This is a genomic window from Pseudomonas vanderleydeniana (assembly GCF_014268755.2).
Classification (GTDB): domain Bacteria; phylum Pseudomonadota; class Gammaproteobacteria; order Pseudomonadales; family Pseudomonadaceae; genus Aquipseudomonas; species Aquipseudomonas vanderleydeniana.
Genome location: NZ_CP077093.1, coordinates 2867451 through 2882604, shown reverse-complemented (window position 1 = coordinate 2882604; position 15154 = coordinate 2867451). Strand labels below are relative to the sequence as shown.

The window sequence follows — 15154 nt, the reverse complement described above, 5'->3', positions numbered from 1 at the left end:
CAATCAATGCCATGGACTCCACCCTGTAGCAGGGGGTATGGAGACTGGCCGTCAGGACAGACGGCGGCATTAATTGCGCATGGGACGAACACCTCAAAAGAAGATAGCAGGCTCACAGTATTGCCCTAACCGCCCCCTATGACAACCCATCAGGGCTTTTCTACAAGGGCTATGAATGAAAAGGTTTCTCATTTATATTTGCGCCTGCACCACCTCGCCCCAGGTCCATCATGCCGTTCGACCCAGCCAAGCCCTCCCTGCTCAGCACCCTGGTGCGTCATTACGACGAGCTGGTCGATCACGTGCGCCGGCGCTTCGGTGATCGCGGCTTTGCCCGCGAAGTGGTCCACGATGTCTGCGTGCAATTGCTGGAAAAGCGCGAACCGCAGGAAGTGCGTACACCACTGGCGCTGTTGCGCAAGATTTCCCACGACCAGGCTGTCGACCGCTATCGTAGCGAGCGGCGGCGCCAGGCCTGGATCGTCGAACAGCCCGAACACTTCGATGCCGTCTGCGACGCCCCTTCGCCCGCTCGCCAATACGAGGGTGAACGCGAACTGGAGCGCCTGGTCCAGGCCATCGAGCAACTGCCGGCGCGCTGCCAGATGGTCTTCGTCATGCACAAGATCCACCAGTTGCCGCAGGCAGAAGTCGCGGCACGCCTGGGCATCTCCCTGAAGACCGTGGAGAAGCACCTGAAACTCGGCCTGGCCGCCTGCCGCGCCCACCTCGACCTGTCGGAACGTGCCTCATGACCGCCCTGCCACCCTCCTCCCGTGAAGAAGAAGCCCTGGCGCGGCATCGAGAAGAATTGCGCAAGCGTTTTCCCCTGCCCGAGCCCAAGCCACGCACGCCCCGCAAGGCCCTGGGTGCCGGTGCGCTGGCCGTGCTGCTGGCCGGCGGACTGGCCTGGTTGGACCCGGCCTATCACCATGAGTCCTATGCCAGCGCAGTGGGCGAACAACGCGTGCTGACCCTGGCCGACGGCAGTCGCATGACCCTGGACAGCAACAGCCGCGCCACGGTGGAATGGCACCTGCGCTCGCGGCGGGTCGAACTGCAGGCCGGGCGTGCGCTGTTCGATGTATCGAAAACCGTGTTCCGGCCGTTCCAGGTGGATGCCGGTACGACCCAGGTCCGCGTATTGGGCACGCTGTTCAGTGTCGACCGGCTCGATCCGGCCGTGCGCGTGACCCTGGTTCGCGGCAAGGTCGACGTGGCGACCGGCGATGGCCAGCGCCTGCAACTGCTCCCGGGCCAACAGGTGGAAACACGTACGGGACAAAGCCTGCACTCGGTCAATGTCGACGCCGAGGCCGCCATTGCCTGGAAGCACAACCAACTGATCTTCGACCGTACGCCACTGGCCGAGGCCCTGAAGCAGATCCAGCGCTACCGCGCGGCGCCGATCCGCCTCGACTCCGCGGACCTGGCGAACCTGCCGATCACCGGCGTGTTCGACAGCAGCCAGGTCGAGGGCCTGCTGACCCTGCTGCCGAGCATCCTGCCCTTGAGCCTGAACAGCGACAGCGACGGCACCTTGCACATCCGGCACAAGGCAGCGAAAAAATAATCGTTTCGACAGGTAGGGTTTTCCACCGCGGCTGACGGCAGGTAGTCAAAGCTCCCACTTTCCGAGGACCACCGCCCCATGAAGCCCCTCCTGCGCAGCGCTCGCCTGCCCCTGTCACTGTTGGCCAGCAGCCTGTTGTTCGCCCTTTCCGCCCACGCCCAGGACCAGGTCGAACTCGACCTGCCCGGCTCGCGCCTGGACCAGGCGCTCAATGCCCTGGCGCGCCAGTCCTCGGTGCAGATCCTGTTCGCCAGCGATATCGCCCAGGGCCGCACCACGCAGCCGCTCAAGGGCAGTTTCACCCCCCAGCAGGCCCTGGAGCGCTTGCTGGACAACAGCGGCCTGCAACCCCAGGTCAAGGACGAGCGGACCTTCGTCATCGTACCGGCAGGCACGCCGCAGGCGGCTGCGCAAAAACCGGTGCAAACCACCTATATCGCGCCGATGGTGATCAAGGGCGACGTGCTGGGCAGTGCCAGCGACCCTGAAGTGCTGACCTACGCGGGCAGCCGCACGGTGGTCGGTGCGGACAACCTGAACAAGGCCAGTGTGCGCGGCGTCGACGATGCCCTGCAACGCGTTCCCGGGGTGAAGATCTTCGACGAAACCGGCACCGGCGCCCTGCCGCAGATCGCCGTGCGCGGCCTGTACGAAAGCCGCAGCGGGCGACTGCAGGCGCTGTCCGACGGCATTCCGCTGGCCCTGGCACCCTATGGCCAGACCGGCCTGTCACTGTTCCCCGTGACCATGGCCACCGTCGACCGGATCGATATCGTCCGTGGCGGCGCCGCAGTGCAATACGGCCCGAACAACGTCGGCGGGGTGATCAACTTCATCAGCAAGCCGATTCCCCGCGAGTGGGAGAACACCCTGCAGGAGCGCACCACCTTCAATGCCGGCGGCCGCCAACTGTGGGACACCTACTTCGGCACCGGCGGCTACCTGACCGACAACTTCGGCCTGCAACTGGACCTCAACACCCTTTCCGGCGAGGCGGGCCGCCAGCACTCCGATACCGATATCCAGAACTACCGACTGCGCGGCCAGTGGAACATCGACGACGACCGCGAGCTGAGCTTCGGCGTGCAGCACTACGAGGCCGACATGGACCTGGCCGGCGCCCTCAGCGTCAGGGACTACCGCGACGATCCACGCCAGTCGACCCGACCGCTGGACCACTTCGACGGCAACACCGACCGTGTCTGGGGCACCTACACCCAGCGCCTGGGCGCCATCGGCCCATTCGATTCGGTGGAGTTCAGCTGGACCAACTTCGCCCACGACAGCTATCGCAACTTCATCGTCGGCCTGCCCTTCACCCCGGACGGCATCGCCGCCACGCGGCAGGATGGCCCGCGCAACTTCAAGGTCTGGGGTACCGAGCCGCGCCTGAGCATGAGCATCGACGGCGATGACGTCAGCCAGACCTGGCTGGTCGGTGCCCGCTACGTCAACGAAGACATCGACTACAAGGTCAACCGCCAGAGCGTCGCCACTGGCCGGACCACGCCATTCCGCGACTGGCAGTTCAATGACGAGGCCAAGGCGTTCTACCTGAGCAACGCCATCGGCCTGTTCAACAACCGCCTGACCATCACCCCCGGCGTGCGTTATGAAGACGCACAGATGGACTACAAGGACGGCCTCTCCAGCCTCAAGCACGACAACGAGTCCAAGGAGTGGCTGCCCGGCCTGACCGTCGGCTGGCAGGCCAGCGACGACTGGTACGTCTACGCCAACGCGCAGAAATCGCTGCGGCCACCGCAGGTGACGCAGATCGTCAAGGAAGGTGATGTCGGCGCCGAACTGGCCTGGAACTACGAGACCGGTGTGCGTTATACCCCGTGGCAGGGGCTGCGGGTCGACTTCGGTGTGTACCGCATCGACTTCGACGACCAGATCGTCTACGACGCCACCAGCGACCGCTACGTCAACCTCGGCAGCACCCGCCACCAGGGCATCGAGAGCGAGATATTCTGGACCCCGGGCGCCCTGCCCGACCTCGACCTGCATGCCAGCTATGCCTACCTCGATGCCAAGCAGCGCAACGGCAGCTTCAAGGGCAACGAAGTACCGTTCTCCTCACGCAACCAGTTCAGCGTCGATGGTCGCTACCACTTCGCCGAGCGCTGGACCTACAGCCTCGACGGCCTGTACGTGAGCAGCGCCTACACCGACGCCGCCAACACCGGCGCCGAGGATGCCAACGCCTCCGTGGGCCGGCTGCCATCCTACTGGGTCTGGAACACCGCCATCGAACGCCAGTTCCCGCTGCACGACAAGACAGTACTGACGGCTTCGGCAGGCATCAGCAACCTGTTCAACCGCGAGTACTACTTCCGCGGCATCGACACCAGCCCATGGGGTCGCCAGCCGGCACCGGAACGCTCGCTGACCCTGGGGCTGAACTATCGGTTCTAGCGCCTACAGCCACCAGCGCAGGAGAAAGAAGAACGCCATGCTCAGCAACATGCTGAGCAGGGTGTTGCGGGTATAGAGCACCAGGCCGATCGCGACCAGCGAGCTGATCAGGTAGGGGTTGTCCAGGTGCAGGTTCAACTGCCGTTCCGGCAGGAACACGATCGGCCCGCAGATCGCCGTCAGCATGCCCGGCACGGCAAAACCGAGAAACTGCCGGGCATTGCTGCTCAGCCGCAACGGCAGCCGTGGTTCGAGGAAGACGTAACGGTTGAGGAACACCAGCAGCCCCATGCCGAAGATCACTGCCCAGACCATCATTCACGCCCCCGATACAGCTTGTTGCAGACAAATCCCGCCGTCATTCCCGCCAGGCCCGACAGAACCAGCGCCGAGCCCCACTGCCAATAGCTGAACAGCACCGAGCAGAACAGCGACACCGCCACGCAGACCACCGTCGGTACGCTGCGCACCACCGGCGTGATCAGGGCGATGAACGTCGCGGCAATCGAGAAATCCAGCCCCAGGTGCTCCAGGCCGGGAATGCTGCTGCCCAGGATGATCCCCGCCAGGGTGAACAGGTTCCAGGCCACATAGAACGTCAGCCCCACGCCCAGTGCGTACCAGCGATCGAACTGCTGGCGGTCATGCTGGCTGGTCAGGGCGAACAGCTCGTCGGTCAGCAGGAACCCGAGCCCCAGGCGCCAGCGTCCCGGCAATGGCGAGATCACCGAGCGCATGCTCATGCCGTACAGCAAGTGCTGCGAAGTCAGCAGCGCGGTGGTCAGCAGGATCGAGAAGATCCCCGCCCCACCCTTGAGCATGCCGATGGCCACCAGTTGTGCGGCGCCGGCAAACACGATGCTGGACAGGCCCTGGCCCTGCAGCGGGGTCAGGTTGGCCTCGATGGCCATGGAGCCAGCCAGCAGCCCCCAGGGTGCGGTCGCCAGGGATAACGGCATGATGGCCACGGCACCGCGCAGGAAGGCGGTGCGAGGCAAGGAATGTTCGGACATAAAGCTCGGACTTCAGGAAATGGCCGCTGACTGTGGCAGGCCATTTCCGTGCTGTCTTGAACAATCTTGCAACTTGAGCGGCACCAGCCGACACCGCTCAGCAAGAGCCTGGCCTCAGCGAATCGGTGGCAGGCGCACCTTGCCGTCGCGGCACTGGGTTTTCACACCCTTGCCACACGATTCGAAGCCCAGGTCCTTGTTCAGGCACACCCGTACTTCCGACAATTGCGGGCCGCTGCAACCCACGGCGATGCCGTCGGCCGGCAGGCCCGGGTTGCTCTGCTGGAACAGTTGGGCAATTTCCGCGGCGGAGTACTCGCGCACACGGGTCGATGGCTGCAGCTCATCGGGAATGTGCACCTTGCCCAGGGCCTGGTCGGTGGTATTGAGGTAGCTGTCAGCGCCCAGGCCGCTGCAGGTACCGTGTTTGCTCCACTCATGCTCGAGCAGCTTGGCCGTCGGGAACATCGTGCGTCCCTGTTGGCGTTGAGCGGCGGTCAAGGGTGTCAGCGGCGCACAGAACTGCGGCCAGCCGCCCTTGGCATACTGCGGCCAGAGCCCATGGAGGACGAAACCATAGCCCTTGCCCTTGCATTGCTCATTACCGGCATGGGTCAGGCAGAAGGTCGGAGACCATGACAGGCTCAGCAGGTAATAATCGAACTCACCTGCCTGGCCTTTCTGTTTGTTCTTGCCCGATGAAGACTGCTGATCCGCCTGTGCGCCGCCCATCGACAACATCAACACGGCCAATCCCACGGAAACCCACTTCATATTCATGCCCTGCTCCTTGTTGGGGTTGGACATCCATTACCCCGATGCCAGTGACTGCTTTACACGCATCACGTTAAATAAATTGTTAAGAAACCTTACAAAACAGTAACATTTGATACGATTATCCATCGCCCGAGCTTCTATGATGGCAGGCATCGGCTGACCTGCCAGGCCTGCTGATTCGGGCAGACCGTCACCCCGGACGGTTGCGCACCCTCACAGGGTGCTTTCCTGGGTTCCAACGCGCCATCCGGCGCCCGCCACACCTGACGCAATCGCTCTGAGGGAGCCCCGGTTCATGAGTATCCGCAACATCCGCAAGAAAATCGTCTCGCTCCTCTGGACGCTCGGCGTGCTCCTGGTCATCTACTGCTTCCCGAAAACCGTCTTCGGCTTCCTGGCGCTGGTGGTGATCTGCGGCATCTACGATTTCCTGCGCAATGGTATCTATACCGCCGAACTGGCGAAAAAATATTTCATCGGCAACGGCCGCAACACCTGGGTGCTGTCGCCATTCAATACCCTGTTCGACCTGGTCAGCCGTCGCAACCGCGGCGTCTACCGCATGCAGGACCTGCCCGAGGACTGCCAGCGCGAGTTGCAGCAGGTCATCGACCGGGCCATGGACCACAAGGACGAGATCATCCAGTTCCTCGACGGCCGCATGGCGCAGAACAAGCGCGGCATGCTGTTCTTCCAGTGGTACGGACGCAAGATCGACACCGAGCTGGACATCCGCGAGCTGCAACAGAAATACCCCTACGTGAAAACCATCGGCGTCTCGGTGTTCAACGCCAACCAGTCGACCTCGTTCCACTTCGGCCCGCTGCGCATGATGTTCCGCGTGCTCTACAACATGGCACCGGCCCCGCATCATGACGGTGTGTATATCCAATGCCGCAAGGACAAGCACTTCTGGCATGACGACCCGCTGTTCATCTTCGATGACACCCTGCTGCATGCCTCGTTCAACAAGAACGACACCAAGCGCTACTGCCTGTTCATCGATATCGTGCGGCCATCCCGCACGCCCTTCATCCTGCGTGGCGTGATCGCCGGTTTCGCCGGCGCGGTGTTCGCCCTGCGCCGGGTCTTCTACAAGAACTGGAAGCTGATCCAGTAACCCTCCCCCGCCCTGGGCGCCGGCTCTCGCGCCCAGGGTTCCCCGCTCCGACAACGCCTGCACAAAAGCGACTACCTACCCATTCGGAGTATGGTGACGCTGGCGCGCCCACCTGATAGTGGATTCACCCGCTCCCCGCGAGCTGAATCCAGCCCAAGGTGAAATGCCCATGCACAAGGCGTTAGTGGTTACCCTGAGTCTCCTGCTTGTCCCCACGGCGTTGTCCCTGCACGCCGAGGAAGTGGACGCGTCGCACACCCTGCGACTCTACAACTGGACCGACTACATCGGCGAAAACACCCTCGCCGATTTCGAGAAGGCCACCGGCATCAAGGTCATCTACGACACCTTCGATTCCTATGAGACCGTCCAGGCCAAGCTGCTCACCGGTCATTCCGGCTACGACCTGGTCACCCTCAACGCCTCGCTGGCACCGCCCTTGATCAAGGCACGGGTCTTTCAACCACTGAACAAGCAACGGCTGCCTGACTGGAAGAACCTCGACCCACGCACCCTGCAGCACCTGCAAGGCTATGACCCGGGTATCGCCTACTCCGCGCCCTACACCTGGGGCAGCAACGGCGTGACCTACAACGTCGACAAGATCCGCGAACGCATGCCCGACGCCCCCATCGGTTCGCTGGCGATGCTGTTCGACCCGAAAATCGTCTCACGCTTCGCCGACTGCGGCGTGACCTTGCTCGATGCGCCGACCGAGGTCATCCCCCTGGCACTCACCTACCTGGGCCGCGATCCGCGCAGCGCCCGACCTGAAGACCTCGAAGCCGCGCAGAAGCTGTTGATGGACGTGCGCCCCTACCTGAGGAAGTTCGACTCGGTGAACTACCTCAACAGCCTGCCCAACGGTGACATCTGCATGGCCATGACCTGGTCCGGTGACGCCGCCACCGCCCAGGCCCGGGTCCAGGAGGCCGGTTCGAATACCCATCTGGCGTACTTCATTCCCAAGGAGGGCTCGCTGATCTGGTTCGACAACCTCTACATCCCCAGCGATGCCAGTCACGTGGAAAACGCGCACAAGTTCCTCGAGTACCTGTTGCAGCCCAAGGTCATGGCCGACGTGACCAACTTCATCCACTACGCCAACAGCAACAGCGCCTCGACGCCGCTGGTCAACGCCGACGTGCGCGCCAACCCGGCGATCTACCCGGACGATGCCACCCGCCAACGGCTGTTCGCGCAGAAGACCCAGGACGCCAGGGACATGCGCGCCATCACCCGCGTCTGGAACACGGTGAAGACCGGCCTATAGGGCGAGGCTTGCCCGCGAACAGCTCCCCAATCAACTCCAACGACAAAGGACAGCCCCATGGCCATTCCAACTCCCGCCTTTCTCGCCGGTTTCGATCAGCAAGAGCTGGTCGAAGCGGACAAGGCGCACTACATGCACGGCTACCACATGTTCGACGAACACCGCGAACAAGGTGCCCTGAACATCGTCGCCGGCGATGGCGCCTACATCTATGACACCGAAGGCAACCGCTTCCTCGATGCGGTGGGCGGCATGTGGTGCACCAATATCGGCCTGGGCCGCGAGGAAATGGCCGAAGCCATCGTCGAGCAGGTACGCCAGTTGGCCTACTCCAACCCGTTCTGCGACATGGCCAACCCGGCCGCCATCCGCCTGTGTGAAAAGCTTGCCAGCCTGGCCCCCGGCGACCTGAACCACGTGTTCCTCACCACCGGCGGCTCCACCGCCGTGGACACCGCCTATCGCCTGGTGCAGTTCTACCAGAACAGCCGTGGCAAGCCGCAGAAGAAACACATCATCGCGCGCTACAACGCCTACCACGGCTCGACCACGGTGGCGATGTCGATCGGCAACAAGGCCGCCGACCGGGTGCCCGAGTTCGACTATGCCAACGACCGCATCCACCACGTGTCCAACCCCAATCCCTATCGTGCGCCGGAGGGCATGGACGAGGAGCAGTTCCTTGAATTCCTGGTGGCCGAGTTCGAGGACAAGATCCTCAGCATCGGCGAGGACAAGGTCGCGGCATTTTTCGCCGAACCGGTCATGGGCTCCGGCGGCGTGATCATTCCCCCAAAGGGCTATCTGCGTCGCATGTGGGAAGTCTGCCAGCAGTACGACATTCTGTTCGTCGCCGACGAAGTGGTGACCTCCTTCGGCCGGCTGGGCAAGTTCTTCTCGTCCCTCGACGTGTTCGACGTACAGCCGGACATCATCACCACCGCCAAGGGCCTGACCTCCGCCTACCTGCCACTGGGCGCCTGCATCTTCTCCGAGCGGATCTGGAAGGTGATCGGCGAGCCGGGCAAGGGCCGCTGCTTCACCCACGGGTTCACCTACAGCGGCCACCCGGTGTGCTGCGTCGCCGCGCTGAAGAACATCGAGATCATCGAGCGGGAAAACCTGCTGGGGCATGTCGAGGAAGTCGGCAGCTACCTGGAACAGCGCCTGGGCAGCCTGCGCGAACTGCCATTGGTGGGCGACGTGCGTTGCCTGAAGCTGATGGCCTGCGTCGAGTTCGTCGCCGACAAGCAGACCCGCGAGCTGTTCCCGGACAAGCTGAACATCGGCGAACGCATCCACCTGCGCGCCCAGGCCAAGGGCCTGCTGGTGCGGCCGATCATGCACCTGAACGTGATGTCGCCGCCGCTGATCATCAGCCGTGCCCAGGTCGATGAAATCGTCGAGACCTTGCGCGAATGCATTCTCGAAGTGGCTGACGAACTGCAGAAAAGCGGTCAGTACACCGGTCGATGAACGCACTGACCGCCACTTGGCGGACGCCACGGGCACTGGTTAGACTGCGGGGCATGAGCCCCGTAGTCGACGATACCCGCCTCTGTTGTGACGCCCTGCACCGCTGGCATGCCGGGCTGGCGGACGCCTTTGCCCACCTCGACCAGCCCGATGGCCTGAACCACCTGGCCCAGGCCTTCGCCGAGCTGGTGCCGGTCGAATCGGTGATGATCAGCCTGGAACGCAAGGACCGCCCGCCGCAACTGCTCTACCTGCAGGGTATCCCCGAGGAGTTTCGCGCCGCGCTGATCGAACGGTATTTTACCGCCGGCTACCTGCTCGACCCCTTCTGCCTGGCCGTGGAGAACGGCCTGGCCGAAGGTTTCTATCCGCTGGCGGAAATCGCCCCGGACGATTTCTTCGACAGCGAGTACTACAGGACCTACTACCTCAAGCTCGGTTGCGCCGAAGACAGCTACTACATCGTCAACCTGGACGAGCACAGCAAGATCTCCATCAGCCTGTTCCAGGGCCTCGGTGCCGAGAACCTGAACGCGGCACAGTTGAGCCTGCTGCGCGCGGTCGAACCGATGGTAAGGGCACTGGTGCGGGAGTTTTCAGGGCGGGGGCTGCAACGCCATCCGTTGCTGTTCGACCCGCCGGCCGAAGGGCTGGTCCGGGACGCCGAAGTCAGCCGACGTATCCAGGCGGCCTTCAGCCGCTTCGGTTGCCAAGTGCTGACCGAGCGTGAGCGTGAAGCGGCGCAGATGGTCCTGCGCGGCCACTCGGTGAAGTCCACGGCCAGGGAAATGAACATTTCCCCGGAAACCGTGCGCATGCACCGCAAGAATCTCTATCTGAAACTGGGGATCAGCTCCCAGTCGGAGCTGTTCGCCCAGTTCATCGACTGGCTGCGCCAGGGCTGACCTGATGTGGGAGCCGGCTCCCGCGAAATCAGGACGCCAGCGAGTAGATCAGCGCCGAGATCGAGACCAGCCCGACCAGCGTGACGAACACGTTGGACAGCTTGCCCGAGTACTGGCGCATCGAAGGCACGCGACGGATCGCATACATCGGCATCAGGAACAGCAGCGCCGCGATGATCGGCCCGCCCAGGGTCTCGATCATGCCCAGGATGCTCGGGTTCAGCGTCGCCACCAGCCAGCAGACCACCAGCATGAAGGCTGCGGTCATGCGGTCCAGCGCCTTGGCACCCGGCTTGCGGCCACTCTTGATGATCAGCCCCTTGAGGCCCTCGCTGGCACCGATGTAATGGCCGAGGAACGACTTGGAGATCGCCACGAAAGCAATCAGCGGCGCGGCAAAGGCGATGGTCGGGTTGCTGAAGTGGTTGGCCAGGTACGACAGGATCGACAGGTTCTGCGCCTTGGCTTCGGCCAGTTGTGCCGGCGACAGAGTCAGCACGCAACTGAACACGAAGAACAGCACCATCACCACCATCAACAGGTGCGCGCGGGACAGGATCTGGCTGCTGCGCTCTTCGGCGTGGACGCCATAACGACGCTTCTGGTCAACCGCAAAGGCCGAGATGATCGGCGAGTGGTTGAACGAGAACACCATCACCGGAATCGCCAGCCACAGTGTGTGCAGCAGCGCCGAAGGCTCTGGGACACTGCTGGCGGTGGCGAGGATGCCCCCGTTCCAGTGCGGGATCAGGTACACCGCCAGCAGTGCCAGGGCGACGATGAACGGATAGACCAGCATGCTCATGGCCTTGACGATCAGTTGCTCGCCGCAACGCACCACCGCCAGCAGGCCGAGGATCAGCGCCAGCGACAGGATCGCCCGCGGTGGTGGCGCAATGTGCAACTGGTGCTCGAGGAAGCTGCCCACGGTGTTGGTCAGGGCGACGCTGTAGATCAGCAGGATCGGGAAGATCGCGAAGAAGTACAGCAAGGTGATCAATGCACCGGCGGTGAGACCGAAATGCTCCTCGACCACTTCGGTGATGTCCGCGCCGTCGCGCCCGGAGAGCACGAAGCGGGTCAGGCCACGGTGGGCGTAGAAGGTCATCGGGAACGCCAGCAACGCCAGGATCAGCAACGGCCAGAAGCCGCCCAGCCCCGCGTTGATCGGCAGGAACAGGGTCCCGGCGCCGATCGCCGTGCCGAACAGGCCCAGCATCCAGGTGGTATCGTGACGGCTCCAGCTGCTCAGTGCAGCGGGCGCCGATTCATAGCGTTCGTCGACGCTGTTGGCCTGGTCATTCATCCGGTCGAGTCTCCGTTAGCCGGTCATTACCACGCGACCGGGGCGGAAAGAACAACTTGTTGGCAGCGCCCCGGCCATAAGAGGGGCGCGATTGTCCGGGATAAAGCTTGAGAAGCAAAGGGTTAGCTGAGCAACGGTCGCCTGTGTCGCGGTTTCCAGGGGCTTGTGTACGGCAGCCCGAGGGGCCGCGCGGCGCAGATGCGACCTGTCGTCACAGCACTACAAAGACAGGTTTTCCCTGATTTTATCGGCAAGAACCCAGCCGATCGGGACAGCACACCCGTCCGGCCTGGAAGCCAGGCACCCCACCCAAGATTAAGTTATTGATTAATAATGAAAAATAGAAAATCCAATGAAAATGGCCATGGCCACTCGTTCCAATACGCCGTTGAGCTCAAGACCACGTAGAAGAATCGGTTTCTTGCATCAAACTATTGATACACTGTAACAATAATGTCCATCTTCCCTTGCCAGTGCCTTCCATGACCCCTGTTCGATCCCGCGCCTGTTTTACCGCCCTGCTCCTGCTGCTCGGCGGCTCTTCCGCCCTGGCGGATGACCTGATGATCACCTGGCCCGGCAACTGGGAGGTGCAGACACTGCCACCGGCGCAAAACGCCGCTGGCGAGGTGATCAGCGGCCTGCGCCAACGCGCGGTGAAGAACGATGCCAACGGCGACCCGCTGATGGTCATGGAACTGACCCAGTCGGCCCTCACCCCCGGCCACGAGGTCAACCTGCCCGGCGTACTGCTGGAAATGCGCAAGGCGGTGCAGAAGAACTTCGTCGAACGTGGCTTCATGAGCGTCTGCAATCGCATTCACGACAGCACCCTGGGCGGCATGCCAGCGGTGGAAACCACTTGCACCATCACCCAGAACGGTGGCCACGTGATGACCCAGACCCTGGTGGCTGCGGCACGTGAGGGCAAGGCCTATTCCCTGCTGTATGCCGGCTCCGCGGACGGCTACAAGGCCCAGGAGCCAGTGGTCAACGGCATCCGCGCCAGCCTGCACCTGGAACCCTGAGGCCGGGCCCCAGCCCGCCAGGAATCCGTGGGTGAGCATCGCGGCATCTGCGTCGTGGGACACCACGGTCGTAGCTCAAACCACCCCATTTGCCGCCCTTGCGAAGACTCGATCGTTCCCACGCTCCGCGTGGAAATGCCTCTCTGGAAGCTCGGCGTCCGCGCTTGTGACGCAAAGCGTCACGGGCTGCATTCCCACGCAGAGCGTGGGAACGATCCGCTTCAGGGCAGCAGAATCACCTTCTCGCTGCTGCCCTGGTTGACCTCGGCATACCGCGCCGGCCCATCCGCCAGCGGCGATTCGCGCAAGCCCGAGGGCAACGCCAACAGCCCTTCATCAAAGAAGCGACCGAACTGTTCGAGCATCCGCGCGCATGCCACGGTGCCGTAAAGCAGCGAGTTGATGCCAACCACCGAGCCCCCCTTGCGATACAGGGCCAACGCCGGCAATTGCACATGCCCGTCGACCGGCGCGGCGATGATTGCGATGCGGCCAAACGTTGCCAGGGCTGCCACCGCCGCAGGCAACCAGAACCCCGTGGTATCGAAAATCACCTCGGCACCGCCAGGGAATACGCCATTGACCGAGGCCGCCAGGTCCTCCGGCTTGTCCAACACGATGGCATCGAAACCGCGGGCCCGCAGCGCCTCGGCCTGCTCCGGCCGACGTACCGCCGCCAGCACCTGCGCACCACGAATCTTCGCCAGGGCGATGGCCGCACTGCCGACCGCGCCGTTGGCGCCGATCACCAGCAGCCGGGTGCCGTCTTTCACCAGGCTGCGCTCCAGAGCATCCCAGGCGGTGGTGTACGGCACGCCGAGGCTGGCCGCCTGGGCAAAGCTCAGGTGCGCCGGCTTGAGCGCCACCCCATCGGCCGGCAAGGTCAGGTACTGCGCGTGGGAACCGTCGCCAGTGAAACCCAGCTCCTTGCCGGTGCCCCAGACCTCCTGACCGATCAACGCTTGCGGGCCCTCGACCACCACCCCGGCGAAGTCACGCCCAGGCACTCGCGGCAAGGTGGTGTAGGAAAAACGGCCCAGCACGTTCTTCACGTCGCTGGGGTTCAGGCCGGCCGCCTTGACCTGCACCAGCACCTCGCCGACAGCGGGTACGGGCATCGGCAGGTCGACCAGTTGCAGGGCGGACAAGTCGCCGGTTTTCAAAAATTGCAGGGCTTTCATGAAGTGCGCATCCAGACAGGGAAAGGAAAGAGTTTCAGGACAACCAGCCAGCCACCAGTTGCTTGCCCAGCGGCCAGGCCTTTTCGCCCAACTGCATGCCGAGCAGGCCCACCAGGGCCACGGCGGGAGGCGCCGGGGAACGGAAATCCAGCCCGCCGTAAAGCAACCCGACGGCAAGGCCAATGGCGAGGGAAATCAGATAGCTCATGATGAAATCCAGGCTTCAGGAGAGAATGCCCGCAGTCTATGACCGACAAACCCACGCTGTCGGCCAAAGGCTTCTGAATATCGGACAACCGCTGGAAGGAGCGGCTCAATCCACCGGGTAATGCGAGGGCGAGATGCCCAGGGCCCGACGGAACATGTCGCTGAAACTGCTGGGCGAATACCCCAGCGCGCGGGCGATGCGACTGACCGGCACGCCCTGGACCAGCTCTGCCACTGCCGTCGCCAGTTGCACCTGGCGTCGCCACTCGGCGAAACCCATGCCCAGCTCCGCCTGGAACAAGCGCGCCAGGGTACGCACGCTGGCACCGGCGGTCTCGGCATGCTGGTCGAAGGAAATCGCCAGCGACGGTGCACCCATCACCGCCTGGCACACGGTCAGCAAGCGTCGATCACTGCCGGAAGGCAGGGCGACCTTCAGCATCGACCGCCGAGCTCGCCGCAGTTCCAACAGCGCCAGGCTGGCCAGTGCTTCGTAGTACTCGCCCTGGGTCTCGTCGGCCTGCTCCACCAGGCCAATGATCAACTCACGCAACAGCCCGCCGACCTCGATCACCTGGACCGAGCTTTCCAGGGTCGCGGCCAGGGCCGGACGCAGGTAGATGTTGCGCATCTGCAGGTCCGACACCACCCGGATGCCGTGGGAGACGCCCGGTGGTAGCCAGACCGCTCGCTGTGGCGGCACCGCCAGTGCCTCGTGGGGTGTCTCGACCCACATCACCCCCGACATCGCATACAGCAACTGCCCCCAGACATGCTCGTGGGGCTCGATGAACAAGCCTCGCGGGTAGGTCCGGGCCAGCGGCTGCACTGGCCGGTTGGTGTCGCTCAGGTCGGGCGGCGCGGCCAGGGCCAT

15 protein-coding genes are annotated in these 15154 nt (G+C 63.4%); 8 read left to right on the top strand and 7 right to left on the bottom strand.

Annotated features, from left to right (window positions below; translation table 11 throughout):
- The first annotated feature begins 230 nt into the window (after nt 1-230).
- From HU752_RS13065 to HU752_RS13055, 3 genes are all read left to right on the top strand, one after another.
- A complete protein-coding gene (locus HU752_RS13065; protein WP_186679911.1) occupies nt 231-755 on the top strand; it encodes an RNA polymerase sigma factor in 525 nt (174 codons plus the stop codon).
- Nucleotides 752-1573, top strand: a complete 822-nt coding sequence (locus HU752_RS13060) for a FecR family protein (RefSeq protein WP_186679909.1) — start codon at nt 752-754, stop codon at nt 1571-1573. Before HU752_RS13065 ends, HU752_RS13060 begins: the two co-directional genes overlap by 4 nt.
- 78 nt (nt 1574-1651) lie before the next feature.
- Nucleotides 1652-3994, top strand: coding sequence for a TonB-dependent siderophore receptor (locus HU752_RS13055; protein ID WP_186679907.1), 2343 nt, complete (start codon nt 1652-1654; stop codon nt 3992-3994).
- Between the two features lie 3 nt (nt 3995-3997).
- On the opposite strand, the gene HU752_RS13050 is transcribed toward HU752_RS13055, so the two are convergent.
- The 3 genes from HU752_RS13050 to HU752_RS13040 all read right to left on the bottom strand — a co-directional run bounded on the left by HU752_RS13050 (nt 3998) and on the right by HU752_RS13040 (nt 5781).
- Complete coding sequence (locus HU752_RS13050) at nt 3998-4309, bottom strand: AzlD domain-containing protein (protein WP_186680283.1); 312 nt, start codon at nt 4307-4309, stop codon at nt 3998-4000.
- Nucleotides 4309-5007 carry an AzlC family ABC transporter permease gene (locus HU752_RS13045; RefSeq protein ID WP_186679904.1) on the bottom strand — a complete coding sequence of 233 codons (699 nt, stop codon included), beginning with the start codon at nt 5005-5007 and terminating at the stop codon, nt 4309-4311. Before HU752_RS13045 ends, HU752_RS13050 begins: the two co-directional genes overlap by 1 nt.
- Before the next feature lie 114 nt (nt 5008-5121).
- Entirely contained in the window at nt 5122-5781 is a 660-nt protein-coding gene (locus HU752_RS13040) for a ribonuclease T2 family protein (protein WP_186680281.1), read from the bottom strand.
- 298 nt (nt 5782-6079) lie between these two features.
- Between HU752_RS13040 and HU752_RS13035 the strand changes: the two genes are divergently transcribed.
- From HU752_RS13035 to HU752_RS13020, 4 genes are all read left to right on the top strand, one after another.
- Nucleotides 6080-6904: an aspartyl/asparaginyl beta-hydroxylase domain-containing protein gene (locus HU752_RS13035; protein ID WP_186679901.1), complete on the top strand. Its 825-nt coding sequence runs from the start codon at nt 6080-6082 to the stop codon at nt 6902-6904.
- Nucleotides 6905-7073: 169 nt separating this feature from the next.
- The gene (locus tag HU752_RS13030) at nt 7074-8177 is read left to right on the top strand and encodes a polyamine ABC transporter substrate-binding protein (RefSeq protein WP_186679898.1); all 1104 of its coding nucleotides are present in this window, start codon (nt 7074-7076) and stop codon (nt 8175-8177) included.
- 57 nt (nt 8178-8234) lie between these two features.
- Entirely contained in the window at nt 8235-9653 is a 1419-nt protein-coding gene (locus tag HU752_RS13025) for an aminotransferase (protein WP_186679896.1), read from the top strand.
- Nucleotides 9650-10558 (top strand): helix-turn-helix transcriptional regulator, encoded by a 909-nt coding sequence (locus HU752_RS13020; RefSeq protein WP_437182343.1) that lies wholly within the window; start codon nt 9650-9652, stop codon nt 10556-10558. Before HU752_RS13025 ends, HU752_RS13020 begins: the two co-directional genes overlap by 4 nt.
- Nucleotides 10559-10586: 28 nt before the next feature.
- Here HU752_RS13020 and HU752_RS13015 read toward each other — a convergent pair whose 3' ends face one another.
- Entirely contained in the window at nt 10587-11864 is a 1278-nt protein-coding gene (locus HU752_RS13015) for a serine/threonine transporter (RefSeq protein ID WP_186679889.1), read from the bottom strand.
- Nucleotides 11865-12346: 482 nt separating this feature from the next.
- Between HU752_RS13015 and HU752_RS13010 the strand changes: the two genes are divergently transcribed.
- Nucleotides 12347-12892 (top strand): DUF4946 domain-containing protein, encoded by a 546-nt coding sequence (locus tag HU752_RS13010; protein WP_186679886.1) that lies wholly within the window; start codon nt 12347-12349, stop codon nt 12890-12892.
- A 221-nt stretch (nt 12893-13113) separates the two neighbouring features.
- Here HU752_RS13010 and HU752_RS13005 read toward each other — a convergent pair whose 3' ends face one another.
- The 3 genes from HU752_RS13005 to HU752_RS12995 all read right to left on the bottom strand — a co-directional run bounded on the left by HU752_RS13005 (nt 13114) and on the right by HU752_RS12995 (nt 15154).
- Nucleotides 13114-14073: a quinone oxidoreductase family protein gene (locus HU752_RS13005; RefSeq protein WP_186679883.1), complete on the bottom strand. Its 960-nt coding sequence runs from the start codon at nt 14071-14073 to the stop codon at nt 13114-13116.
- A 34-nt stretch (nt 14074-14107) separates the two neighbouring features.
- Complete coding sequence (locus tag HU752_RS13000; RefSeq protein ID WP_186679880.1) at nt 14108-14281, bottom strand: DUF1427 family protein; 174 nt, start codon at nt 14279-14281, stop codon at nt 14108-14110.
- Nucleotides 14282-14386: 105 nt separating this feature from the next.
- Nucleotides 14387-15154, bottom strand: a complete 768-nt coding sequence (locus tag HU752_RS12995) for an AraC family transcriptional regulator (protein WP_186679877.1) — start codon at nt 15152-15154, stop codon at nt 14387-14389.

Bases quoted from the DNA above. Each gene is read 5' to 3' on its own strand.
- HU752_RS13065 (WP_186679911.1), top strand. From the start codon at position 231: ATGCCGTTCGACCCAGCCAAGCCCTCCCTGCTCAGCACCCTGGTGCGT.
- HU752_RS13060 (WP_186679909.1), top strand. From the start codon at position 752: ATGACCGCCCTGCCACCCTCCTCCCGTGAAGAAGAAGCCCTGGCGCGG.
- HU752_RS13055 (WP_186679907.1), top strand. From the start codon at position 1,652: ATGAAGCCCCTCCTGCGCAGCGCTCGCCTGCCCCTGTCACTGTTGGCC.
- HU752_RS13050 (WP_186680283.1), bottom strand. From the start codon at position 4,309: ATGGTCTGGGCAGTGATCTTCGGCATGGGGCTGCTGGTGTTCCTCAAC.
- HU752_RS13045 (WP_186679904.1), bottom strand. From the start codon at position 5,007: ATGTCCGAACATTCCTTGCCTCGCACCGCCTTCCTGCGCGGTGCCGTG.
- HU752_RS13040 (WP_186680281.1), bottom strand. From the start codon at position 5,781: ATGAAGTGGGTTTCCGTGGGATTGGCCGTGTTGATGTTGTCGATGGGC.
- HU752_RS13035 (WP_186679901.1), top strand. From the start codon at position 6,080: ATGAGTATCCGCAACATCCGCAAGAAAATCGTCTCGCTCCTCTGGACG.
- HU752_RS13030 (WP_186679898.1), top strand. From the start codon at position 7,074: ATGCACAAGGCGTTAGTGGTTACCCTGAGTCTCCTGCTTGTCCCCACG.
- HU752_RS13025 (WP_186679896.1), top strand. From the start codon at position 8,235: ATGGCCATTCCAACTCCCGCCTTTCTCGCCGGTTTCGATCAGCAAGAG.
- HU752_RS13020 (WP_437182343.1), top strand. From the start codon at position 9,650: ATGAACGCACTGACCGCCACTTGGCGGACGCCACGGGCACTGGTTAGA.
- HU752_RS13015 (WP_186679889.1), bottom strand. From the start codon at position 11,864: ATGAATGACCAGGCCAACAGCGTCGACGAACGCTATGAATCGGCGCCC.
- HU752_RS13010 (WP_186679886.1), top strand. From the start codon at position 12,347: ATGACCCCTGTTCGATCCCGCGCCTGTTTTACCGCCCTGCTCCTGCTG.
- HU752_RS13005 (WP_186679883.1), bottom strand. From the start codon at position 14,073: ATGAAAGCCCTGCAATTTTTGAAAACCGGCGACTTGTCCGCCCTGCAA.
- HU752_RS13000 (WP_186679880.1), bottom strand. From the start codon at position 14,281: ATGAGCTATCTGATTTCCCTCGCCATTGGCCTTGCCGTCGGGTTGCTT.
- HU752_RS12995 (WP_186679877.1), bottom strand. From the start codon at position 15,154: ATGGCCCTGGCCGCGCCGCCCGACCTGAGCGACACCAACCGGCCAGTG.